Source organism: Rhodopseudomonas pseudopalustris, from assembly GCF_900110435.1.
GTDB classification, from domain to species: Bacteria; Pseudomonadota; Alphaproteobacteria; order Rhizobiales; family Xanthobacteraceae; genus Rhodopseudomonas; species Rhodopseudomonas pseudopalustris.
This window is the reverse complement of the sequence record NZ_FODT01000003.1, coordinates 1-21536: the sequence shown is the minus strand read 5'-3', so window position 1 is coordinate 21536 and position 21536 is coordinate 1. Positions and strand designations below refer to the sequence as shown.

Genomic DNA, 21536 nt, shown 5'->3' with positions numbered 1-21536 from the left:
CCATCGCCCCAAGTCACGAGCCGCGCCCTTGACCGCTTCGATCCGTCGCATCGCGTTCGCGCTGCTCGCCGCAGCCTCGCTCAGCGGCTGCATCACCAGCGACGACCCCGGGCCGTCCGGCGACGGCGGCGATGCGGTGCAGTCGTTTCCGACGAATTATCGCAGCGAGATCCCGCTTTTCCTCCGCAGCTATCTCAACAATCCGGTCGGCCTGCGCGATGCGGCGATGGCCGAGCCGGTGCAGCGCCCGGTCGGCGGCAAGGTACGCTTCGTCTCGTGCGTGCGCTTCACGCTGCCCTCCGACAAGCCGCAGGACCTCGCGATCGTGCACGTCAACGGCCGGCTCGACCGCGTCGTCGGCAATTTCCAGGAACTCTGCGCCGGCGTCGTCACCGCGCCGTTTCCCGAACTGGAAAAATTGTCGCGATAGCCCCGACCAAATCGCAATCGGCATCGACTAATCATCAGGGCCGAAACGCGAGTTCCCGACTGTTGCGCCTCCGTCACAGTCGCGCTCAATGCTTGCTGCGGCGTCGCCGCCGGGCAACCAAACTCGCGCCATGTTGTTTTGAGCACATCGGACGACATCGAACGAGGGACGACGATGAAGAAGTATCTGCTCAGCGCAGCCGCCGTTGTTGCGCTCACGGCGCCCGCTCTCGCTGCTGATCTCGGTCCGCGAACCTACACCAAGGCGCCGCCCGTCTACACGCCGCCGGAAGTGGTCTACAACTGGACCGGCTTCTATATCGGCGGCAATGTCGGCGGTGCCTTTGCCGGCAGCAACAATATTCAGAGCGATTCGGGTCGCTTCTTGGGCGGCGTGCAGGGCGGCTTCGACTATCAGTTCGCGCCGAACTGGGTGGTCGGCCTCGAGGCGCAATACAGCTGGATGGCGTCGAACAACACCGGCGTGGTGTTTCCTGCAGGCAGCACCGCGACCGAGAACACCCGCGGCCTCGGCTCGGTGACCGGCCGGCTCGGCTACAGCTGGGGTCCGGCGTTGCTCTACGCCAAGGGCGGCTACGCGTACCGCGACTCCAGCCTCGGCGTCGCCACTGCCGGCGGCGTTCCGGCTGCGTATTCGACTTCGGGCAGCCGCAACGACGGCTACACCGTCGGCGCCGGCCTCGAATACATGTTCGCGCCGAGCTGGTCGGCCAAGGTCGAGTATCAGTACTACAAGTTCGACAATACCAGCTTCACCGGCGGCCCGGCCGACGTCGTCGGCACGACGTTCCGCAACGACGACCACACCGTCAAGGCGGGCATCAACTATCGCTTCGGTTGGGGCGGCCCGGCGGTCGCGAAGTACTGAAACGGGATAAAGTCCCGAAGATGCAAGGCCGGCCTCGCGCCGGCCTTTTTGCTGGCGGGATGAGGGGCCGGCGGCGGGAATCGAAGGTTAACGATTGTTAAATTCCGCGAAAAATATCGCCCGGGACTCCGGAACCAGAATCGCCCGATGTTCCGGCCATGACGACGATCTCCAAAACCCGCATCGACGGGATGCCGATCGGCCTGACGCTGGCGCTGCTGCTGGCTTGCGCGGTCAACCTCGCTGCGCTGGCCCGTTGGCTGTAGGCCGGGCCGCCGCTCGTCGGACGCCGCGTTTGACGGGCGTCAAAGCCGGTCCGGCCAGGGCAGGGGAATATTGATCGTGCCCACCGGCGCTCGGGCGTTTTGAGTCGCGAAATATCGACCTGCAATGAGCCCCGCGGGCTCGCCGTCGCCGATCGAGGCCTCCGCCACCGAAGGACCTGTCCGATGTCCCAAACCGACATTCTCGTCATCGCCGCCGCCGGCCTGTCCACTGTGGTGATCTGGCTCTGCGTCGTCGTTCAAGGCCGCATCGCCGCCGCGCTCGCCGCAAGGCATTAGCGTCCGATCCCGGCGTTTGCCGCGGGCAAGGGCGGATCGGCGTCCGCGCCGGTCGGTGGCGTGGGCCGCGGCTGTATCGGTTGTATCAGCCGAACACGCCTAACAACCAAGCCACGATGCCCAGCAGCGGGACGACCGCGATGGCGATCAGCAACAAGGGGGCGGGCTCGTTGCCCTTTCGCGTCGCACTGTCGATTTTGTCGTCATTCATACCCCTAATAGGCATTCGGGAGCGATCCGTTCCTGAGAGCGTCGAAACAAACTCCTTGGCGCTCGATGATGTCGCGTCAGCTGTTGTCGCAGCGACCATAGCGAAACTTGCCGTCGCGGCCTTGTCGCCGACCGCCCACGCTGCTAGCTGTCTCGGCGCCATCCGTGGCGATGCCGGCGTAGCACAGCGGTAGTGCAGCGGTTTTGTAAACCGAAGGTCGGGAGTTCGATCCTCTCCGCCGGCACCATTCTCTCCAGACGTTCTGCGCACCCCTACAGACTCCGCATCGCCCCGGCCGTTAACGATTCGCTGGGCACAATCCGCGATTGGACCCGGAGTCCGCGACGCGCGTTAGGCTTACCGGCGGTTCGCCGCCGCGCCTTAACCCGTCCGGCAAGCTTTTCAATTATCTTTGGGCCATGTCCATGAAACTCCCGACGCTGCGCGCCGCGCAGGCGATGATGCTTCTGACCGTGACCGCGGCGCCGGCTTTCGCCGACAGCGGCGGCTTTGCGATCGTCATTCCGGGCCGGCCCGGCGTGCCGATCATCGTCAACGGCCGCGACATTTCCTATTCGGTGGTCGAGGGCGACTGGGGGCTGGAGCGCGGTGTGCACCGGCAGCCGACCTTTTACGGCAGCCGCCCGGTCCGTTTGCCGGAGGTCGGGCACTATTATCCGGGCTCGAAGCAATTGCCGGGCTACGGCCGGCTCGAGATCGAGCCGCCGGCGAACCGGCCGCTGCCGAAGCCGGCCGAGAGTTTCCGCCAGTCCTGGGAAGTGGAATCGCGGCCGCCGCCGCTCCCACCGCTCCCGATGAGTCCGCCGCCGGTGATCATCGCGCCACCTTTCGATGAAGGCGGCGAGCGACTGCCGAATGACCGCGGACCGCGAGGCTAGATCGCGTGGCTGGCGCTCGGCGGATGTCACGTTACGACAACCAAGAAAAGAGCACCCTACAGGAGAGTAACATGCGTCGAGTGATTTCCGGACTGGTGGCGGCGATGGCCGTGGTGACTGTCAGCGCCGCGCCGGCGCTGGCCTGTGGCGGCGGATTGTTCGCAGGCGCATGCGCGCCCTGCGGCGCGGTCAGCGCCTGCGGCTCTGCGGCCTATCTGCCGTATCAGTACGGCTACGGTCATGGCTACGGCTCCGCAGCGTTCGAGCGGCTGCCCGATCCGACCCGCTATTACTACGTCAACCACGGCCCGACCTATAGTGGCCCCGGCAATTTCGCGCCTGCACCGTATTATGACGATCGCACGGTTTCGGTCTGGCGTTCCGGCTCGGCCTACACCGGCGGCGTCTATGCCGACGCGATGACGCATCAATATGTCGGCGCGCCGGCCGTCAGCGGGCCGGTGGTCTACAGCTACGGTCGCCGGCATGTCCGACATCATCACCGATACGGCATTCAGCACGGTGCGATGTATCACGGTCACTACGGCGCGCCACGCTATGCCCACGCGCCGCGCTATCATCGCCATCACGCGCCGCTGCGCCGCTATTACTGATCGCCATCGATCCTTGCGCTGGGTTCCGACCGTCGGAACCCGGTGTCCCGGATTGTTGTGGTGAGGCGCTTTCCGTTACGCGAAGCGGCGCCTGCCTCGGTCGGATACGTGATCAAGTAAGACGCCCGTCCGCAGCGATGCGGGCGGGCGTTCGATTTCCAAAGGCTCGGCTTGCAAAGGCTCAGCCTTGACGGCTCAGCGCATCAGCCCGAGACGACTGGCGCCGATATACAGCGCGAGTGCGGCGGCGTTCGAGACGTTGAGACTCTTGATCGCGCCCGGCATATCGAGCCGCGCCACCACGTTGCAGGTCTCACGCGTCAGTTGCCGCAGACCCTTGCCCTCGGCCCCGAGCACCAGCGCCAACGGCTCGCGCAGCTCCACCGCGGCGAGATCGGCGCTGCCCTCGCTGTCGAGCCCGACGGTGAGGAAGCCGCGGTCGTTGAGTTCGGCGAGCGCGCGGGAGAGGTTCGTGACCAGCACCAGCGGCACGAGCTCGAGCGCGCCGGACGCCGATTTCGCCAGCACGCCGGTCGCCTCCGGGCTGTGGCGCGCGGTGGTGACGATGGCCTTGACCGCGAAGGCCGCGGCCGAACGCAGGATCGCGCCGACATTGTGCGGATCGGTGATCTGGTCGAGCACCAGCACGATGCCGTCCTGGGGCAGGGTGTCGATCCGCGGCGAATCGAGCGGATCGGCTTCCGCCAGCATGCCCTGATGCACCGCATCGGGACCCAGCCGCTGGTCGATCTCGCCGGGCCGCACGATCTCCGGCGCCACCTTGGTGTCGATGTTCTCGTCGGCGAGCTTTCGCGCGGCGTTCTCGGTCAGCCACAGCTTGCGGATTCGCCGCTCGGGGTTGGCCAGGGCGGCGGTGACGGTGTGCCAGCCGTAGAGAATCGCCGGCCCGTCGGGATCGCGCTCGCGCGCGCCGTGGCGGCCGCCGAATCCCTGCGGGCGGCCCCGATCCCGGTCGTCGCGGCGCTGAAACCGCGGATTTCGTTCTTTCGCGCTCATCGCGCGCTTGTCCCACGCGGCCGCGCATATGGCAATTTCGCCATGCTGCTTAATGGCCAGAGAAATTGTCATGTCATTGGTTGACTTGGGGGCCCTGCATCGCCCATAACCGCGCCGCGTTGCAGGCCCGCCCGCGGGCTCGCTGCGGCTGTCCGGTTCCGGTTTTGCCTGTCAAAGGCGTTCGGCCGGCAGCACGGGCGGGGGAGTGTCCCGAGTGGCAAAGGGAGCTGACTGTAAATCAGCCGCCTCATGGCTTCGCAGGTTCGAGTCCTGCCTCCCCCACCAATTTGAATCTGCACGCAAATTCTAATTTCGCGCGATCCGCCGGGTGACTGGTTGGTGCCCGGTTCGGCGTGATTTGCCGCGGGTCGCTGGTGGGTCGCCTCGTGGGAAGGGGCCATTGTCGGCGCCGGCGGTTGAGCGAGGCCCCGGCAATCGGCATCCGTGCGTCAGACCCGATCTGCGGCCGTGATGTTGCGATTCACGGCGGGCTGGTTCTGCGATCGGCGGGGTCCGCGAACAGCCCCGAAAACACAATCCCGATGAAGATCGAGATCATGCCGGCGCTGACCGCGTTCATCGAGAACAGCGCGGCGTAGCCGTCAGCCTGATACTCATGCGGCGGCGCGCCGTAGCGGCCGTGCAGCAGCAGATAGGCCGCGACCGGCAATCCGGCCAAAGCCAGCATCAGCAGCCGCTCGCTGCGGCGGAACAGCAGGCTGGCCAGCGTTGCGCAGGGCAGCAGAAACAGTTCGGTCCCCGATCGCTCGCCGAGCAGCCAGGTGCAGAACACGGTGTTGCCCGTGGCCGTCAACGACAGCGCGATCCGGCCGAGTAGCGGATTGCGGCGGGCCAGCGCCGGCACCGAAAAGAAAAACGGAAACGATAGCATCGTCAGCAGCAGCCACGGCATTCCGTTCGTGCCGGCAACCAATGCGACATAGATCGGGTAGAATGGCGCATTGCCGGCGAGCACGAGCGCGACCAGATTTCCGGTCGCCGCCAGCGGGTGGTGGTTGTCGGCATAGTCGAGCAGCCAGGCCTTGGTTCGGGTCAACGTTGATTGCAAGATCATCAGGGCTCACGATGGATCGGAAACGCCGGCAGGCCGCGACGGCAGCTTAGCGAAATCGCGCAGGGTCCTGAAGATGCATGGTCTTGCATAGGTCACCGGAAACGGTGCGTTCTTCGCACGCTCGCGATCGGCAGCGTAGAAGCAAGAATAGGCGATAGCAACGCCCCGGTAATTTGCAATCCAGCCTGCGCCGTAGCGGTGGACTTGCTTCGACGGCCGCCGGCATCGCGCGCTTCCTGATTGAAACGCTGGGCTGGTCGCCAGCGGGCATCGTGATCACCGACAATCCGCCGCCGGGCGCACGCGACTCACCGCAGGCGGATCCTGCGACCGTGCACTACAGTGAGGGCGATGATGAGATCGCGCGGCTGATCGCCGACAGCGATTGGGCAGACCGCGGATCGAATGTGCAACGCCGACGTGCCGGCTCGGTCTGACGACCGGCTTTGGCGGCTTCGCGGCGGTCTCGCGCTGCTCGAAGCCTTCGTGACATCGATCGCCGACGTTGAAGATGCGGTCAGGTCATAGTTGATCGAGCTCGACGATCTTGAGGTTCTTCGGATTCTCGGCGATGTCGGCGGGAGTCGCCTTGATTCCGATGCCCGGCTTCAGCTTGGTCAGACCGGCTTTTACGAACAGCTGCAGGGTGCGAGGGCCGTGGCGGCGAAAACGAACTTCCGTGTCATGTGATATCAACCTCGAGATTCGTCGTGTCGGGGCGCTATCGCTCTACCGTGCAGCCGCGCGATCGCCGGACCGAGCCTCCGCGGAGGCCCGGTCGCAGTCATTGCGATCCGCCGGTGGGTGACGAAAGGCGCGCCGCTTGCGTCCTGCTATTGAAGCCGCGGGCGGAGGTCCTGTGCGCAGCGCGTCGCCGCCTTCTGCGCGGCGACCAGCGATCCGAACGAGCGCCGCTCGAGACTGTTGAAGTCGTGATGCGAGGCGAAGAAGCAATAATTGCGTCCGTCACGGACGACGATGCCGGCGGTGCGCGAGTGGACTTCGATGACGTATGCGTCGGACATGAGACTGCCACTGGCCGAGCCAGTGCCTCCTGAAACTTGCTGTGATCGATGATGCGATGAGTAGTGGCGCCGCTTCGACGTCAGTCGAGGGCAGGTCGACAGCAACAACAACACAGCAGGGAGGACGGCAGTCTGAACGGGAGCAGTCCGGTCGAAGCGAGCGCATTCGACGCGCGAATAGTCGAGCCGACAATTGTCGAGCCGAAAATTGTCGGGACTGCAGCGTCCGGGACGATGGTCTTCATGAGTCGATCTCCATCAACAAGGAGCCCACGAACCATGTCGTGGCGCTTTAGCGATTAAACCCGCGGCGCAAGCTGCTCCGTCAAATCCCGCGATCCGACCCGAGACCGGATCGAACGCGGAAACTCTGCCAGACGCCGGAGTGAAGTCAACGCATGCAGAAAAATAAGATCGATATCCCTCGAACGCGTAAGGCGGCGAAACGCGATGATAAGCGGCGCTGGATCGCTGAGAATATTGTGCTGTGATTATTGACAGCGAATCTCGACGCTTGCCGTCCGGCTGCGACGTGCAGCCGGTGCGCCGCTTGCGCCGATTACCAAATCACGCCGCAGAGCGATGAACGACCGGATGGTTGCCTTGACGAACGACAGGTGGGGAAAGACTTGACTGTGGTGAGCCGCGCCGTCGACTTGCCGCGATCTTACGATCGCTCAGGGGTGACGTGTGTTGCGTGGTCCGCTTGCTGTGTCTCCCGGCGCTGAATGCGGGATGCTGATTCACCGCTCCGACCGGGGTAGCCGACGATTGCGCGCGGCACGTCCGTGCGACTGGTCCCGTCAGACCTGAAACGTGCTGGCGTCGTCTCGACGCGTTCGGCCACGCGAACCGGCGCGCTCATTCAAAGTCGGGAGGGCAGGCGAGCGATTCTAGTCATGCCGCTGCCACGCACTCGCAAAGTGCCGGGTTGTGATGAATGACACAGTTATTGCGGGTATCGAGGTAGTCCTGAAGCGCGTTCGAGCCCGAAGCATGAAACAACCTCGCAACGGCAGCACTGCGAGTCCTTTCAGGCTGCGCAGCGCGGCGGTGCAAACCGCGCGTGATGCGGCTCAGGCATTGCCGGTCAGGCGCAGGATCGCCTCGACGACGAAACGGCTCGATTGCGCGATCCATTGCGTGGCGCCGCCGAACCCGGCGAGCGGCAGCAGAAACACCAGCCCGATCAGGACCAGCATCCCGTAGGGCTCGAGCCGCGCCAGCGGCCGCGCCAGCACCCGCGGCAGCGCGCCGACGGCGATCCGGCCGCCGTCGAGCGGCGGGATCGGAATCAGGTTGAAGATCGCCAGCACGACGTTGATCAGCAGCGCGTTGGCGAAATTGCGCATCAGCCATTCGCCTGCCTCGCCGGGCAGGTCGATCAGCCGAATGGCGATTGCCGCGATCAGCGCAAGCACGAGGTTGATCGCCGGGCCGGCCGCCGCCACCAGAATCATGTCGCGCCGCGGATGCCGCAGCCCGCGAAAATTCACCGGCACCGGCTTGGCGTAGCCGAACAGGAACGGCGACTGCAGCGCGAGCAGCAGCAGCGGCAGCAGGATCGTCCCGAACGGGTCGATATGCTTGATCGGATTGAGGGTGACGCGGCCGAGCATCCAGGCGGTGTCGTCGCCGCACATCCGCGCCACATAAGCGTGCGCCGCCTCGTGGAAGGTGATTGCGATGACGAGCGGCAGCGCCCACACCGAAATCACCAGCATCATGTTGGAGAATTGATCCGTCATCGATCGACCTGCCGGCGCCGGCGCCATCCGCCGATCCTGGTTCCCGATATAGAAGCGCGCGCTCCGGCGCGCCAGCGGCGGACCGGACGCGGGCGCCTTCATGACTGCGAATTCACCCCGCGCTGTGCGGCGGGACGGCGCCGCCCGAGCCGATTGAGGCCGGACTCCGCAGGAAAGGTTGGCGCTTGGCCTCGGATTGGCTTAAAGCTGGCCGACCTCCCAGCATCGTCGGCCGCTTGCGGCTTCGTATCGTCAAGGCGTGCCGCGTCGACCCGTCGGGTCCCGGGATTTCCCATTCAGGCGTCATCGCCAATAAGGTGCTCTATCCGTGCCATTCCTGACCACCCCCCCGCCGCTCGCCCGAGCTCTGGCGGAGCGCAATTATCTTGAAGCAACGCCGGTGCAGAGCGCGGTGCTGGCGCCCGAAGCGGCCGGCCGCGATCTGCTGGTGTCGGCGCAGACCGGCTCCGGCAAGACCGTCGCCTATGGGCTGGCGATCGCCCGTGACCTGCTCGGCGATTCCGAGCGGTTTTCATCCGCCGCCGCGCCTCTGGCGCTGATCGTGGCGCCCACCCGCGAACTCGCGCTGCAGGTTCATCGCGAACTCGGCTGGGTCTATGGCTACGCCGGGGCGCGCGTGGTGTCCTGCGTCGGCGGCATGGACCCGCGCCGCGAGCAGCGCGAACTGGCCGAGGGCGCGCATATCGTGGTCGGCACGCCGGGGCGGCTGTGCGACCATCTGCGCCGCAACCGGCTCGACGTCTCGCAGCTGAAAGCCGTGGTGCTCGACGAGGCCGACGAGATGCTCGATCTCGGCTTTCGCGAGGATATGGAGTTCATCCTCAAGACCACGCCGGCCACCCGCCGCACGCTGCTGTTCTCCGCGACGCTGCCGCGCGGCATCATCGCGCTGGCCAAGACCTATCAGCACGACGCCTTCCGGATCGAGGTCGAAGGCCGCGAGGGCGGCCACGCCGATATCGAATATCGCGCGATGCGGATCGCGCCGAGCGATGTCGAACACGCCGTGGTCAACACCCTGCGCTTCGTGGAATCGCCCTCCGCGATCGTGTTCTGTAATACCCGCAACGCGGTGAACCATCTGCAGACGTCGCTGCTGGAGCGCGGTTTCTCGGTCGTGGCGCTGTCCGGCGAACTCACCCAGAACGAACGCACGCAAGCGCTCAACTCCTTGCGCGACGGCCGCGCCAGGGTTTGCGTCGCCACCGACGTCGCCGCGCGCGGCATCGATCTGCCGAATCTCGGCCTCGTCATCCATGCCGATCTGCCCAACGATCCGGAAGTGATGCAGCATCGCTCGGGGCGCACCGGGCGCGCCGGCAAGAAGGGCGTCAGCGTGTTGCTAGTGCCGCCGGCACGGCGGCGCCGCGCCGAACTGCTGCTCAATCTCGCCGGCATCGAAGCGATCTGGGGCACCGCGCCGCAGGCCGAGGAGATCCGCGCGCTCGATCAGCAACGCATGACGCAGGACACGCTGTTCACCGACGAGACGTCGCCCGAGGATCAGGCGCTGGCTCAGGTGCTGCTGGCCGAACGTTCGGCTGAGGAGATCGCGATCGCGTTGGCGCGGCTGTATCGGGCGCGGCTGCCTTCGCCGGAAGACATTCTCGATCCCGGCCAGGCCAATGCCCGCGGCCGCGACGATCGTGCATCCCCCAAGGGCGCACGCGCGCCGCGCGAGGAGCGCGATTACGGTCCACGTGACTCCGGTCCACGGGCGCGCTCGGCCAAAGCGGGGCAAAAGCACGCCATGACCGATGGCGTCTGGTTCCGTGCGGCGATCGGCAAGCGCAAGAACGCCGAGGCGCGCTGGCTGTTGCCGATGATCTGCCGCCGCGGCGGCATCGACCGCCAGGCGATCGGCGCGATCCGCATTCTCGACACCACCACCGAGTTCGAGATCGCGGCATTCGCCGCGGAGGATTTCGCGGCGCAGATCAAGCGCCCGGACAAGGACGACAATATCCGGATCGAGCCGCTGATCGGCGCCAAGCCGATCGAGCCGGCCGCCGACAAGCCCGCTTACAAGCCGCATGACGGCAAGAAGTCCGAACGCGAGACGCGCCGCAGCAAGCGGCCCGATCCGTGGACTCCATTGTCGGGCAAGGCGGATGGCGACGCGCGACGGGAGACCGGGACTGCCGACAGCTCTCACGGCGCGCCACGCGGCAAGAGCTTCGACAATCAGCGGACGCCGCGCGCCGCCAAGGATGCAGGGGTCAAAGAAAGCGGCTTCAAGAAAGAGGGCTTCAAGAAGGACGGGTTCAAGAAGCCGAAGTCGCGCGACGACAAGCCGGCCTATGTCAGCAAGGCGCGCCGCGCCGATCCGTCTGCCCCGAGCCCCGGTTTCAAGAAGAAGGCCAAGAAGAAGTTTCGCGACTGAGTTAGCCCCCGGCCCCCTCACGGGGGCTGGGGCGCCACATTCATCGTCGGGTCGTCGATCAAAGCCCGGGCGGGGATGGAACCCGCGCGGACCTCGGCGCATTGATGGCGCGTCCGCCGATGGAACCCGCGCCTGTTGCGTGGTAATGGTGGATGTCGAGGACCCGCCGAAAAGATGCCGCTCTCCGTCCCGCCGACCGGCCCCACGCCTGATCCGCAAATCATCCGCCGGGCGCAGCGCACCGACCGCCTGCTCCGGGTCGCCGTGATCTGGCTGCTGCTGCTGGCGACCGCCTGGGTCGCGCAGCCTTATCTCGCCGCATTGTGGTTCTCGGTCTCCGGCCCGCGCACCGTCACCGCGCGCGGCGATCTCGCGCCGGCCGAGACCTCGACCATCGAGCTGTTCAAGCGGGTGTCGCCTTCCGTGGTGCACGTCTATGCCCAGTCGAGCCGACGAACGCCGTCCTTGTTGGAGGCACAGCAGGGCGGGGTGCAGTCCGGCTCCGGCGTAATCTGGGACGCCGCCGGTCACGTCATCACCAACAACCACGTCATCCAGGGCGCGAGCGCGCTCGGCGCGCGGCTGTCGACCGGCGAGTTCGTCACCGCCCGCGTGATCGGCACCGCGCCGAACTACGACCTCGCGGTGCTGCAGCTCGAGCGACCGCGTGCGGCGCTGCGTCCGATCGCTATCGGGAGCTCGTCGGATCTGCAGGTCGGGCAGGCAGCTTTTGCGATCGGCAGTCCTTATGGCCTGGAGCAGACGCTCACCACCGGAATCGTCAGCGCGTTGCAGCGTCGGCTGCCGACCGCGGCGGCGCATGAAATCAGCGGCGTGATCCAGACCGACGCGGCGATCAACCCGGGCAATTCAGGCGGTCCATTGCTCGACAGCGCCGGCCGGCTGATCGGGTTGAACACCGCGATCATCTCGGGCTCGGGCGCGTCGGCCGGCATCGGCTTCGCCATCCCCGTGGATGCCGTCAACCGCATCGCGACCTCGCTGATCCGCACCGGCACCGTGCCGGTTCCTGGAATCGGCATCATCGCGGCCGACGAGAACGAGGCGGCGCGGCTCGGGATCGATGGCGTCGTCGTGGTGCGGACGCTGCCGGACTCTCCGGCGGCGCGCGCGGGACTGACCGGCGCCAGCGAGACCGGGATGGTCGAGGACGTCATCATCGGCGCCAACGGCCAGGAGATCCACAGCATGTCGGATCTCGCCGCGGCGCTCGAAGGCATCGGCATCGGTAGCGACGTCAAATTGCAGGTGATCCGCGACGGTCGCGCGCGGACCGTCAACGTGCAGGTGACCGACATCTCTCGGCTGAAGCGGAACTAGCGTCGTCGTCGATCCGCGCCGAATGCTGCGACAAATTCTCAGGCTGGGGTCGCCGCCGAAGTGAAAGCGCTGGCCGAGCAGACCGCCAGGAGAGCCTTGCCGATGCGCGCCGACAGGCACCGATAGAAGGCGCCGAGCGCTGTCTCAGTCCGTCCAACGGTTAAGGCGGCCAGCCGGAGGAGCGCAGCAGCTTGCCCGCCGGATCGGCGCGTTCGCGAGGACAACTATCGCAAGCGTGTCGTGAACAACCCGCAGCGGCGCGCCAAAGCAATCGGCTTTGCCCTGCATGCTCTGGAGCCTGCCACCGGGGGAGCCGTTTCTTAGAAATCGGCAGCTTCGATCAGAACCGAAGGCGCCGATAGGGCTGCGCGCCTGCGTCAGCCGATCTTGGCCAGCGTCCATTGCGCCAGCAGGCCGCCGAGCGCGGCGGCTGCCGCGGTCATCGCGGCGCCCCACGCGATGTCGGTGCCCACCAGCGCCCAATCCCACTGCCGCAGGATGGCCATGTTGGTGAGCTCGAAGGTCGCGTAGCAGGACAGACCGAACAGCGCGCCGTAGAGCGCATTGTGCTGCCAGTCCCCCGGCGCTGCGCCGTTGACGAAGATGACGATGCCCGCAATGTAGAGCACATAGAACGCGATCGCCGGCGCCATGCGCGGCGTGCTCAGCATCAGCTCGCCGATGTGCTGGTCGAACATCTTCTTGCCGACGCTGCCGAGAAACAGAAAGTCCAGCGGCAACAGCACGACGAGCGTGGCGAAGTAGACGATCGCTGAGCGCTTCATATCGATCTCCGGTGAAAGGTTCCGAGCTCAACGGCGCCGATGCGCCCCGGTTCCCCAGCCAAACCGTACGATCCGCGACCAGGAACGAACAGTCGTGGCTATCATTGTCGAGGCAAACCACAATCGTTCACGAATCACGAAGGAGGCGCAGATGGGCAAAGCTTACTACGACATCATCGGCAGCGACGACAATTGGGGCATCCGGCACGACGACGACCCGACCGGCGAGTATGCCAGCAAGGAGGCGGCGTTCGAGGCGGCTGTCGCCGCGGCATCCAACGCGATTAAATTCGGCCACGAAGTCCGGATCACCGTGCCGGGCCAGGACGGATCGGGCAATGCGCTGGGGACGGTCAGCAACTGACCGGATGAATGATGCGATTCGCTCGGGCTCGTCCCGGGCGCTTTCGTCTGCTTCCACAGCATCCTCGGCAACAGAATGCCCGGCGCAAGGGCCGGGCATTCGCGTTTCAGCCACAGTATCTGCTGTCGAACTCGTCTACGCGACCTTCGACAGCGCCGAGGCCTGTTCGACAGCCGGCTGCTCGGTGACCTCGTGGGTGATCACCTCGAACTGCAGCAATTGCGCGGTGCCGAACGAGGTCGAGATCGCCACGTCGGCGGCGTCGCGCCCACGGGCCATGACGATGCGGCCGATCCGCGGGTGATTGTGGCGGGCATCGAAGGTGTACCAGCGGCCGTCGAGATAGACCTCGAACCACGCCGAGAAATCCATCGGAGCCGGGTCGATCGGCACGCCGATGTCACCGAGATAACCGGTGCAGTAGCGCGCGGGGATGTTCATGCACCGGCACAGCGCCACTGCGAGGTGCGCGAAGTCGCGGCACACCCCGATGCGCTCGGAATGTCCCTCCGCCGCCGTGCGATCGTTGCGGGCGTAGTGATATCCGAACTCGATCTGATTGTGGGTGTAGTCGACGATCGCCTGAACCCGCTCCCACCCCGAGGTGATGCCGCCGAACAGCGACCAGGCGAGGTTCGACAGTTTGTCGGTGTCGCAATAGCGACTGCCGAGCAGATAGATCAGTGCCCCGTCCGGCAGTTCGGCGATCGGCAGTTGCCGCGCCCCCGGCGCCGTTTCGTCGGGCAGGCCGGAATCCTCGATCAGAAAATCATTGCTGATGTCGATGCGGCCAGCCGGCGCGACGATGCGCGTGCAGATGTTGCCGAACATGTCGACGAAGTCGCGCGCCGGAACGTCCGGCGCGAACCGGATCTTGTGTTCGCCGATAATGTGCTGCTGCCGGGAGGGATGAACGCTGAGCAGCAGGTTCATCGGTGTTTCCTGGAAGCACTGGAAGGCGATGTTGTAGCCCGCTCGAATTTTCAACGTTGTCTCCGTCGCTCGCGCGTCAAATGATGATATGTCATCAACAATGACGGACCGTTCAGTCGGTTCCTCCGTAACCGACTGAACGGATGCGCAAATGTGCGGCAAACGGATGCGTAGTTTCTAATCGATCAGGCCGAACAGCAACACCGATCGCGCCGTCACCTGATAGATGGAACCGCAGGCGAACTGCTCCCCGGGCGAACCGTCTGGAATATTGGTGTCGATCAGCAACTGCCATTTGGAGCCGTGCGGAACTTCCGGCAGGGTGAATTCGACCGCGCCGTCGAAACTGTTGGTGATCAGCAGCACGGTGTCGTCCTCGGCGTGCCGGCGGATGCCGCTTTTCTGCGCGCGGCCGTCGAGCAGCATTCCGAAACACTTCACGTTGCTATCGTGCCAGTGCTCCTCCTGCATTGCGCCGCCATTGGCGTTGATCCAGGTGACGTCGCAGACCTCGAGCGTCTCGTCGTAATGGCCGGTCAGGAACCGGCTGCGCCGCAGCGTCGGGTAGGTCCGCCGCAGTTCCATCAGCCGCGTGGTGAAGCTCAGCAGGTCCTTGGCGGTGTCGCTGTGGTCCCAATGCACCCAGGAGATTTCGTTGTCCTGGCAATAGGCGTTGTTGTTGCCCTGCTGGGTGCGGCCGAATTCGTCGCCGGCGAGCAGCATCGGCGTGCCCTGCGCCAGCAACAGCGTCGCCAGCATGTTGCGCTTCTGGCGCTCGCGTAGGCTGAGGATCGCCTCGTCATCGGTGGGGCCCTCGGCGCCGCAATTCCACGAGCGGTTGTCGGAGTGGCCGTCCTTGCCGTCCTCGCCGTTGGCGGCGTTGTGCTTGTCGTTGTAGCTCGCCCAGTCGTTGAGGGTGAAGCCGTCATGCGCGGTGATGAAGTTGACGCTCGCCCAGGCCCGGCGACCCTGGCGGTTGAACACGTCGCCCGAACCGGACAGCCGCGGCGCCAGCGCTGCGGCCGGCGCTTCGCCGCGCCAATAGTCGCGGATGGTGTCGCGGAATTTGTCGTTCCATTCCGCCCAGCCGGGCGGGAAGCCGCCGACCTGATAGCCGCCGGGACCGCAGTCCCAGGGCTCGGCGATCAGCTTCACCGAGCTCAGCAGCGGGTCCTGGTTGACCGCCTTGAGGAAGCCGCTCTGCTCGTCGAACCCATAGGTTTCGCGGGCGAGAATGGTGCCGAGATCGAAACGGAAGCCGTCGATATGCATCTCGCCGGCCCAATAGCGGAGCGAGTCGGTGACCATCTGGATCACGCGCGGATGCGTGAGGTTGACGGTGTTGCCGGTGCCGGTATCGTTGATGTAGTAGCGCTTCTGGTCCGGCAGCAGCCGATAGTAGCTGGCGTTGTCGATGCCCTTGAACGACAGCGTCGGGCCGAGTTCGTTGCCTTCCGCCGTGTGATTGTAGACGACGTCGAGGATCACGGCGAGACCGACATCGTGCAGCCGCGCCACCATCTCCTTGAATTCGCGCAAGCTGTTCGGCACGTCGGCGGCGTAGCGCGGATCGGGCGCGAAGAAGCCGATGGTGTTGTAGCCCCAATAATTCACCAGATCCTTGTCCAGCAGATAGCTGTCATTGACGAAGGTGTGGATCGGCAGCAGCTCGACCGCGGTGACGCCGAGCGAGGCGATGTAGTCGGCCACCGGCTGGCTGCCGAGACCGGCATAGGTGCCGCGCAGATGCTCCGGCACGCCGGGATGCAATTTGGTGAAGCCCTTGACGTGGGTTTCATAAACGATGGTCTGGTCCCACGGCACGAATTTGCGGCCGGGCTCGCCCTTCCAGTCGAAGCCGGGATCGACCACGACGCATTTCGGCACGAACGCCGCGCTATCGCGCTCGTCGAAGGTGGTGTCGTCGCCGGATTCCATCTGATAGCCGAACACGGCCGGGTCCCATTTCAGCTCGCCCGCATGGGCGCGCGCATAGGGATCGAGCAGCAGCTTGTTCGGGTTAAAGCGATGGCCGTTTTCAGGCTCGTAGGGGCCATGAACGCGATAGCCGTAGAACGTGCCGGGGCCGATGTCCGGAATGTAGCCGTGGAAAACCTCGTCGGTGTATTCCGGCAGCTCGATGCGGCGCTCGGTGTCGCCGTCGAACAGGCAGACTTCGACCTTGGTGGCGTTGGCGGAGAACAGCGCGAAGTTGGTGCCTTCGCCGTCCCAGCAGGCGCCGAGCGGGTAGGGCAGGCCCTCGCGAACGCTGCTGGTGTCGTTGACGATCTTGTAAGCGGGCTCCGGCTTCGGCGGCTGCTTGTCCTCGGTGACCGGCTGGTCGAGCGTTGCGAGATCGGTCATCGCTGTGCCTCCCGCGGATGCCGCGTTAAAGTTGCGGCGCTACGCGCCGTCGCGCGGCCTTCCGTGGTCGCCGTCAATGCCGATCGATCTCTCATGAAGTCCCCCAAAACTCTGATGACCGCGATAATGCCTCATCCTCGCTTCGGTTCCATGACCACTGCCGTTGAGGGCCGGAACGGCAAACGGCCCGGACGCCGCGTGGCGGTCCGGGCCGTCGGTTGTGAAAGAACGGTGACTTATTTGTTGGACTTCGACGTCGTGGTGCTGCGCTGCTTGTCGAGGTTCTGCGCCATTTCGAGATGGTGCTTCAGCGCCGGCAGCGTCTTGCCCGCCCAATCCTTCAACGCGGCGTTGTCGCCGCCCTTCGCGTAACGCTCGAACAGCGACACCGCATCCTTATGGGCGTCGATCTGCTGGTCGATGAAGGTCGCGCTGAAATCCGCGGCGGTCGCGGTCTTCAGCTTGTCGATCTTGCTCTGATGGTTGCTGTCGAGCGCAGTCGGCAGCGCGGCCTCGATCTTGCCGCCGGACACCGCCGACTTCAGTTCGGTGCTGGTCTTGGTGTGGTCGGCGATCATCTGCTTGGCGAACGCCTTCTCGGCGGCGTTGCCCTTGTCTTCGGCGATCTTGTTCGACTGGATCTCGAACATGTCGCTGATCGCGACCTGCTTGACGAAGTCGGCGGTCGCGGGCGCGACGCCGAGGACGGAATTGACCCCGGTTTTCTCGGTGATCGATTGCGCCATCGCCGGCGAGGCCAGCAGCAGACATCCCAGAATGATTGCGGTTCGTTTCATCGTCTTATCCTTCAGCTTGCGGCGTTGCGATTGACGCACGTCCGGAGCGTCACGGTTGCGCCGACCTGCACAACTGGAGCGCGACGATTCGGTTCCGGTCCCGCCCTGCGCGGTGGCGGGACGCCGGCGCGCGCTCCCGGCGCGAGGCTTCCTCTCTTGTCCCGGGGGTGTTGAGGCCGGCCGGCGAGCGTGTTAGGGAACGGGCGTCGCGGGTGTAGCTCAATGGTAGAGCAGCAGCCTTCCAAGCTGAATACGAGGGTTCGATTCCCTTCACCCGCTCCAAGACTTAACCCGCTCCAAGACTTAGCCGGATTTCCCCGCCACGTTCGGGCCCAGGCGCGCCCGGATTCGCAAGCGCGGCTATAGCGTTTTCGAGCGAAGTGGACGCCGGTTCGCGTGAAGAAAACGCGTCAGAACTTGAAGTTAGAGCTTCGGTTCTGATTCGATCAGAACCGAAAAAGCTCTAACGGCCGCGTCGGGCCGGCGCCTTGTCGTCGGCTGCGGGCTTCGATGCGGTGAGCGCCAGCGCGGTGACCGCCACCACGCGATTGATCACGCCCTCGACGTCGTCGAGATCGCATTTCCCGTCCGACAGCCGCGTCAGCCGCTCGCTGTCGCGCACCGTCTGGTGCGCCATCGCCAGCGCGAAATGCAGGCCCCAATAGATCTCCGCATCGGCCTTGCCGGGCAGCGACCGCCGCAGCGCCGCGGCGAATTTGCGCAGATGGTCGATCTCGCGGTTCTTGATCTTGTGGATCGGCGCGATCGCCTCGATCGTGGCGCGGATCATGAAGCGCGCCGCGTCGGAGCGCTCGCTGTCGGGGCCGAGGCAGCCGCGCAAGGTCGGTCCGACCAGCGCGCGCAACACCGCCTCGACCGGCGCGCGCCCGCCGCCTGCGGCTTCCGCGGCCTTCAACTGGTTCAGGCGTTCGCGATTGGTCGCGATCGAGCGCGTCACGAACAATTCGGTGATCAGTTCGTCCTTCGAGCCGAAGTGATAGTTCACCGCGGCGAGATTGACCTCGGCCGCGGCGACGATGTCGCGCAGCGTGACGTCGCTGAAGCCGCGCTCGGCGTAGAGCCGTTCGGCCGCTCGGAGGATTGCTGTCCGTGTGGTGTCGGTCGACATGCCATGCCGTGGAAATTCGTCGAACTTGCATTTCAAACGCGTGTATGAAACTATCGTTTCACCGCCGGAAGTCAATGCGTTCGCGTCGTCGACCGCCGGCGGCCTCCGGTCCGGCGCATTCGCGCCGTGCTCTCGCGGCGCAGCGCGCAACACAGAATTGGCTTGCGAAGGCGGGGCGGCGGGGAGACAGTGCCGGCAACCCGCGCCGGTCAAACAGCTTGGGAAAGAAGTGAGGATCGCCTGATGGATTTCACGATGTCCGATCGCCAGCGTGAGTGGCTGGAACGCGTCACCGCCTTCATGAACACGCACGTCCGTCCGGCGGTGCCGATCTACAAGCAGCAGGACGCCGAGGGCGACCGCTGGAAAGTGATCCCGATCCTCGAAGACCTGAAGAAGAAGGCCAAGGCCGAAGGCCTCTGGAACATGTTCATGCCGCCGTCGTCGCATGAAGACGACGAATTCCGCGGCGCGGGCCTGAGCAATCTCGAATACGCCATGCTGTCTGAGAAGATGGGCCACATCAGCTGGGCCTCCGAGGTGTTCAACTGCTCGGCGCCGGACACCGGCAACATGGAAGTGCTGATGCGCTACGGCTCCAAGGAGCACAAGCGGCAGTGGCTGCGCCCGTTGATGGACGGCGAAATCCGCTCGGCGTTCCTGATGACCGAGCCGGCGGTCGCGTCGTCGGACGCCACCAATATCGAAACCCGGATCGAGAAGGACGGCGATCACTACGTCATCAACGGCCGCAAATGGTGGTCGTCGGGCGTCGGCGATCCGCGCTGCAAGATCGCGATCGTGATGGGCAAGACCGATCCGAATGCGGCCAAGCATCAGCAGCAGTCGCAGATCCTGGTGCCGCTCGACACCCCCGGCATCACCATCGAAAAGATGCTCCCGGTGTTCGGCTTCGACGACGCGCCGCACGGCCACGGCGTCGTGCTGATGGAGAACGTCCGCGTGCCGGCGTCGAATCTGCTGCTCGGCGAGGGCCGCGGCTTCGAAATCGCGCAGGGCCGTCTCGGCCCGGGCCGCATCCATCACTGCATGCGCACCATCGGCAAGGCCGAAGAGGCGCTGGAGAAGATGGTGAAGCGGCTGCAGTCGCGCACCGCGTTCGGCAAGAAAATCATCGAATATTCGATCTGGGAGCAGCGCATCGCCGAAGCCCGCACCGACATCGAGATGAATCGGCTGTTGTGCCTCAAGGCCGCCGACATGATGGACAAGGTCGGCAACAAGACCGCGCAGCTGGAGATCGCGATGATCAAGGTCGCGGCGCCGAACATGGCGCTGAAGATCATCGACAACGCGATCCAGGCCTATGGCGGCGCCGGCGTCTCCGACGAGGCCGGGCTCGCCAAGGACTATGCCGGCATCCGCACGCTGCGGCTCGCCGACGGTCCGGACGAGGTGCATAACCGCGCCATCGCCCGGCTCGAAATCAAGAAGTATGCCAACGCGCCGGCGAAGCACTGAGCCCAAGCGACGATCTTGCATGATGCGTCATCGCCGGACTTGATCCGTCGATCCATCTGAAGGAAAACCTGATGCCCGGGCCGCGCCCGGGCATCAGTGTCAGCAACGCGCGGGACGATGCTTCGCTCGGCCGGTGGTCGGGAGCGGCTCGGAGCAGAACGCGCGAACAAGAACAAGGGAGCGTCACGTTGGCGGCTATCAGGCGAGACGAGGACTACACCGGCACCAAGCCTGTCGAGGAGCGGCATCGGGTCGACGAAGCCAGCCTCGCGGCATGGATGCAGCAGAACGTCGAGGGCTATCAGGGCCCGCTCGAGGTTCAGCAGTTCAAGGGCGGCCAGTCGAACCCGACCTATCGGCTCAACACGCCGGGGCGCTCTTACGTGATGCGGCGCAAGCCGTTCGGAAAGCTGCTGCCGTCAGCGCATGCGGTCGATCGCGAGTTCCGCGTCATCGCAGCACTCGGCAAGCAGGGCTTCCCGGTGGCCAAAGCTTACGCGTTGTGCACCGATGACGCGGTGATCGGGGCTGCGTTCTACGTCATGTCGATGGAAGAGGGCCGGGTGTTCTGGGACCCGACGCTGCCGAGCCAGCCGCCGGAAGCGCGCCGGGCGATCTTCGTCGCCAAGATCGAGACGCTCGCCAGGCTGCACAGCTACGATCCGGAGGCGATCGGACTCGGCGACTTCGGCAAGCCGGGCAATTACTTCGCGCGCCAGGTCGACCGCTGGACCAAGCAGTACAAGGCCTCCGAGACGGAATCGATTCCGGAGATGGACCGGCTGATGGAATGGTTGCCGAGCACGCTGCCGGATCAGCAGCGGGTGTCTGTGGTGCACGGCGACTACCGGCTCGACAACATGATCTTCCACGCCACCGAGCCGCGGGTTCAGGCGGTGCTCGACTGGGAGCTGTCGACGCTCGGCGATCCGATGGCGGATTTCACCTATCTGCTGATGCAATGGGCGATGCCCGGCCTCGAAGGCGTCGATCTCAAGGCGCTGAACATCCCGACGATCGAGGAGGCGACCGCGATCTATAATCGCGCCGCCGGCATCCCCGAGATCGGCGACATGAACTGGTACTTCGCCTACAACACCTTCCGGCTCGCCGGCATCACCCAGGGAATCGCCGGCCGCATCCGCGACGGCACGGCCGCCTCCGACAAGGCCAAGGAATCCGCCGCCCGCACCGTTCCGCTCGCCAAGGCCTCCTGGGCCTACGCCCAGAAGGCGGGTGCGAAGTAAGCGGGTTCGGGAGACGAACATGACGGCGCGGTCCGCAAGGATCGCGCCTTTTGTCTGTCAGCGAAACCCATCGCGCCGACCGCCGGGCGCCTCTTGACAAAATTCCTATAGGACCGTATACCCATCGCATCCCGCCCCGATGAGAGGGGCGTTTCGCGATCGTCACGATCCGCGGGGCGGGAGGCGGTGGACGGCGGCGCGCCAGGCGCGGACGCCGGTG

The 21536-nt window shown here is 65.3% G+C and carries 21 protein-coding genes, 3 tRNA genes and 2 pseudogenes; 14 read left to right on the top strand and 12 right to left on the bottom strand.

The window, feature by feature from the left end:
- Positions 1–28: 28 nt before the first annotated feature.
- The 3 genes from BMY71_RS06355 to BMY71_RS06345 all read left to right on the top strand — a co-directional run bounded on the left by BMY71_RS06355 (position 29) and on the right by BMY71_RS06345 (position 1881).
- Positions 29–430, top strand: a complete 402-nt coding sequence (locus tag BMY71_RS06355; RefSeq protein WP_244525994.1) for a hypothetical protein — start codon at positions 29–31, stop codon at positions 428–430.
- A 174-nt stretch (positions 431–604) separates the two neighbouring features.
- Entirely contained in the window at positions 605–1318 is a 714-nt protein-coding gene (locus tag BMY71_RS06350; RefSeq protein ID WP_092682524.1) for an outer membrane protein, read from the top strand.
- A gap of 449 nt (positions 1319–1767) precedes the next feature.
- Positions 1768–1881, top strand: coding sequence for a hypothetical protein (locus tag BMY71_RS06345; protein ID WP_041805370.1), 114 nt, complete (start codon positions 1768–1770; stop codon positions 1879–1881).
- Positions 1882–1966: 85 nt separating this feature from the next.
- Here the strand turns inward: BMY71_RS06345 and BMY71_RS25415 are convergent, their stop codons facing one another.
- On the bottom strand, positions 1967–2092 hold the full coding sequence (locus BMY71_RS25415) for a hypothetical protein (protein WP_283804809.1): 126 nt from the start codon (positions 2090–2092) through the stop codon (positions 1967–1969).
- A 172-nt stretch (positions 2093–2264) separates the two neighbouring features.
- Between BMY71_RS25415 and BMY71_RS06340 the strand changes: the two genes are divergently transcribed.
- From BMY71_RS06340 to BMY71_RS06330, 3 genes are all read left to right on the top strand, one after another.
- Positions 2265–2339: transfer RNA gene (locus tag BMY71_RS06340), tRNA-Thr, on the top strand.
- A gap of 172 nt (positions 2340–2511) precedes the next feature.
- On the top strand, positions 2512–2991 hold the full coding sequence (locus tag BMY71_RS06335) for a hypothetical protein (protein WP_011503625.1): 480 nt from the start codon (positions 2512–2514) through the stop codon (positions 2989–2991).
- Positions 2992–3062: 71 nt separating this feature from the next.
- Complete coding sequence (locus tag BMY71_RS06330; protein ID WP_011503624.1) at positions 3063–3605, top strand: hypothetical protein; 543 nt, start codon at positions 3063–3065, stop codon at positions 3603–3605.
- A gap of 195 nt (positions 3606–3800) precedes the next feature.
- Here BMY71_RS06330 and rlmB read toward each other — a convergent pair whose 3' ends face one another.
- Complete coding sequence (rlmB, locus tag BMY71_RS06325) at positions 3801–4622, bottom strand: 23S rRNA (guanosine(2251)-2'-O)-methyltransferase RlmB (protein ID WP_092682522.1); 822 nt, start codon at positions 4620–4622, stop codon at positions 3801–3803.
- 199 nt (positions 4623–4821) lie between these two features.
- Between rlmB and BMY71_RS06320 the strand changes: the two genes are divergently transcribed.
- A tRNA-Tyr gene (locus tag BMY71_RS06320) sits at positions 4822–4907 on the top strand.
- Positions 4908–5103: 196 nt separating this feature from the next.
- On the opposite strand, the gene BMY71_RS06315 is transcribed toward BMY71_RS06320, so the two are convergent.
- Entirely contained in the window at positions 5104–5697 is a 594-nt protein-coding gene (locus BMY71_RS06315; RefSeq protein ID WP_092682520.1) for a hypothetical protein, read from the bottom strand.
- A 173-nt stretch (positions 5698–5870) separates the two neighbouring features.
- Here BMY71_RS06315 and BMY71_RS06310 point away from each other — a divergent pair, with 173 nt between their 5' ends.
- Complete coding sequence (locus BMY71_RS06310; RefSeq protein ID WP_092682518.1) at positions 5871–6134, top strand: hypothetical protein; 264 nt, start codon at positions 5871–5873, stop codon at positions 6132–6134.
- Between the two features lie 94 nt (positions 6135–6228).
- On the opposite strand, the pseudogene BMY71_RS06305 reads toward BMY71_RS06310, so the two are convergent.
- From BMY71_RS06305 to BMY71_RS06295, 3 genes and pseudogenes are all read right to left on the bottom strand, one after another.
- A pseudogene (locus tag BMY71_RS06305) lies at positions 6229–6357 on the bottom strand (MetQ/NlpA family ABC transporter substrate-binding protein); the annotation flags it as partial.
- A 173-nt stretch (positions 6358–6530) separates the two neighbouring features.
- A complete protein-coding gene (locus BMY71_RS06300; protein ID WP_092682516.1) occupies positions 6531–6722 on the bottom strand; it encodes a hypothetical protein in 192 nt (63 codons plus the stop codon).
- A 1076-nt stretch (positions 6723–7798) separates the two neighbouring features.
- Positions 7799–8470 (bottom strand): site-2 protease family protein, encoded by a 672-nt coding sequence (locus BMY71_RS06295; protein ID WP_092683115.1) that lies wholly within the window; start codon positions 8468–8470, stop codon positions 7799–7801.
- Between the two features lie 328 nt (positions 8471–8798).
- Between BMY71_RS06295 and BMY71_RS06290 the strand changes: the two genes are divergently transcribed.
- Together BMY71_RS06290 and BMY71_RS06285 are read left to right on the top strand one after the other, a co-directional pair.
- Positions 8799–10874, top strand: a complete 2076-nt coding sequence (locus tag BMY71_RS06290) for a DEAD/DEAH box helicase (RefSeq protein WP_092682514.1) — start codon at positions 8799–8801, stop codon at positions 10872–10874.
- 174 nt (positions 10875–11048) lie between these two features.
- The gene (locus tag BMY71_RS06285; RefSeq protein ID WP_244525993.1) at positions 11049–12215 is read left to right on the top strand and encodes a S1C family serine protease; all 1167 of its coding nucleotides are present in this window, start codon (positions 11049–11051) and stop codon (positions 12213–12215) included.
- 71 nt (positions 12216–12286) lie between these two features.
- Here the strand turns inward: BMY71_RS06285 and BMY71_RS25555 are convergent.
- A pseudogene (locus BMY71_RS25555) lies at positions 12287–12439 on the bottom strand (IS110 family transposase); the annotation flags it as partial.
- 153 nt (positions 12440–12592) lie between these two features.
- Positions 12593–13000, bottom strand: coding sequence for a DUF2177 family protein (locus BMY71_RS06275; RefSeq protein ID WP_092682512.1), 408 nt, complete (start codon positions 12998–13000; stop codon positions 12593–12595).
- Positions 13001–13151: 151 nt separating this feature from the next.
- On the opposite strand from BMY71_RS06275, the gene BMY71_RS06270 reads away from it, so the two are divergent.
- Positions 13152–13364, top strand: coding sequence for a hypothetical protein (locus tag BMY71_RS06270; protein WP_011503608.1), 213 nt, complete (start codon positions 13152–13154; stop codon positions 13362–13364).
- A gap of 135 nt (positions 13365–13499) precedes the next feature.
- Here BMY71_RS06270 and BMY71_RS06265 read toward each other — a convergent pair whose 3' ends face one another.
- The 3 genes from BMY71_RS06265 to BMY71_RS06255 all read right to left on the bottom strand — a co-directional run bounded on the left by BMY71_RS06265 (position 13500) and on the right by BMY71_RS06255 (position 17458).
- Complete coding sequence (locus tag BMY71_RS06265) at positions 13500–14351, bottom strand: transglutaminase-like domain-containing protein (RefSeq protein WP_092682510.1); 852 nt, start codon at positions 14349–14351, stop codon at positions 13500–13502.
- A gap of 123 nt (positions 14352–14474) precedes the next feature.
- Positions 14475–16661, bottom strand: coding sequence for a glycogen debranching protein GlgX (gene glgX, locus BMY71_RS06260; RefSeq protein ID WP_092682508.1), 2187 nt, complete (start codon positions 16659–16661; stop codon positions 14475–14477).
- A gap of 236 nt (positions 16662–16897) precedes the next feature.
- Positions 16898–17458, bottom strand: a complete 561-nt coding sequence (locus tag BMY71_RS06255) for a DUF4142 domain-containing protein (RefSeq protein ID WP_092682506.1) — start codon at positions 17456–17458, stop codon at positions 16898–16900.
- Between the two features lie 208 nt (positions 17459–17666).
- On the opposite strand from BMY71_RS06255, the gene BMY71_RS06250 reads away from it, so the two are divergent.
- Positions 17667–17740 (top strand) — tRNA-Gly (locus BMY71_RS06250).
- A 181-nt stretch (positions 17741–17921) separates the two neighbouring features.
- Here the strand turns inward: BMY71_RS06250 and BMY71_RS06245 are convergent.
- Positions 17922–18587, bottom strand: a complete 666-nt coding sequence (locus BMY71_RS06245; protein WP_011503604.1) for a TetR/AcrR family transcriptional regulator — start codon at positions 18585–18587, stop codon at positions 17922–17924.
- A gap of 243 nt (positions 18588–18830) precedes the next feature.
- Between BMY71_RS06245 and BMY71_RS06240 the strand changes: the two genes are divergently transcribed.
- Together BMY71_RS06240 and BMY71_RS06235 are read left to right on the top strand one after the other, a co-directional pair.
- The gene (locus BMY71_RS06240; RefSeq protein ID WP_011503603.1) at positions 18831–20069 is read left to right on the top strand and encodes an acyl-CoA dehydrogenase family protein; all 1239 of its coding nucleotides are present in this window, start codon (positions 18831–18833) and stop codon (positions 20067–20069) included.
- A 188-nt stretch (positions 20070–20257) separates the two neighbouring features.
- Complete coding sequence (locus tag BMY71_RS06235) at positions 20258–21316, top strand: phosphotransferase family protein (protein ID WP_041805369.1); 1059 nt, start codon at positions 20258–20260, stop codon at positions 21314–21316.
- Positions 21317–21536: the final 220 nt, after the last annotated feature.

Excerpts from the sequence above, each read along its gene's own strand:
- BMY71_RS06255 (WP_092682506.1), bottom strand. The coding sequence starts at position 17,458 with ATGAAACGAACCGCAATCATTCTGGGATGTCTGCTGCTGGCCTCGCCG.
- BMY71_RS06275 (WP_092682512.1), bottom strand. The coding sequence starts at position 13,000 with ATGAAGCGCTCAGCGATCGTCTACTTCGCCACGCTCGTCGTGCTGTTG.
- glgX (WP_092682508.1), bottom strand. The coding sequence starts at position 16,661 with ATGACCGATCTCGCAACGCTCGACCAGCCGGTCACCGAGGACAAGCAG.
- BMY71_RS06245 (WP_011503604.1), bottom strand. The coding sequence starts at position 18,587 with ATGTCGACCGACACCACACGGACAGCAATCCTCCGAGCGGCCGAACGG.
- BMY71_RS06335 (WP_011503625.1), top strand. The coding sequence starts at position 2,512 with ATGTCCATGAAACTCCCGACGCTGCGCGCCGCGCAGGCGATGATGCTT.
- BMY71_RS25415 (WP_283804809.1), bottom strand. The coding sequence starts at position 2,092 with ATGAATGACGACAAAATCGACAGTGCGACGCGAAAGGGCAACGAGCCC.
- BMY71_RS06345 (WP_041805370.1), top strand. The coding sequence starts at position 1,768 with ATGTCCCAAACCGACATTCTCGTCATCGCCGCCGCCGGCCTGTCCACT.
- BMY71_RS06295 (WP_092683115.1), bottom strand. The coding sequence starts at position 8,470 with ATGACGGATCAATTCTCCAACATGATGCTGGTGATTTCGGTGTGGGCG.
- BMY71_RS06330 (WP_011503624.1), top strand. The coding sequence starts at position 3,063 with ATGCGTCGAGTGATTTCCGGACTGGTGGCGGCGATGGCCGTGGTGACT.
- BMY71_RS06270 (WP_011503608.1), top strand. The coding sequence starts at position 13,152 with ATGGGCAAAGCTTACTACGACATCATCGGCAGCGACGACAATTGGGGC.
- BMY71_RS06350 (WP_092682524.1), top strand. The coding sequence starts at position 605 with ATGAAGAAGTATCTGCTCAGCGCAGCCGCCGTTGTTGCGCTCACGGCG.
- BMY71_RS06315 (WP_092682520.1), bottom strand. The coding sequence starts at position 5,697 with ATGATCTTGCAATCAACGTTGACCCGAACCAAGGCCTGGCTGCTCGAC.
- BMY71_RS06285 (WP_244525993.1), top strand. The coding sequence starts at position 11,049 with ATGCCGCTCTCCGTCCCGCCGACCGGCCCCACGCCTGATCCGCAAATC.
- BMY71_RS06240 (WP_011503603.1), top strand. The coding sequence starts at position 18,831 with ATGGATTTCACGATGTCCGATCGCCAGCGTGAGTGGCTGGAACGCGTC.
- BMY71_RS06300 (WP_092682516.1), bottom strand. The coding sequence starts at position 6,722 with ATGTCCGACGCATACGTCATCGAAGTCCACTCGCGCACCGCCGGCATC.
- rlmB (WP_092682522.1), bottom strand. The coding sequence starts at position 4,622 with ATGAGCGCGAAAGAACGAAATCCGCGGTTTCAGCGCCGCGACGACCGG.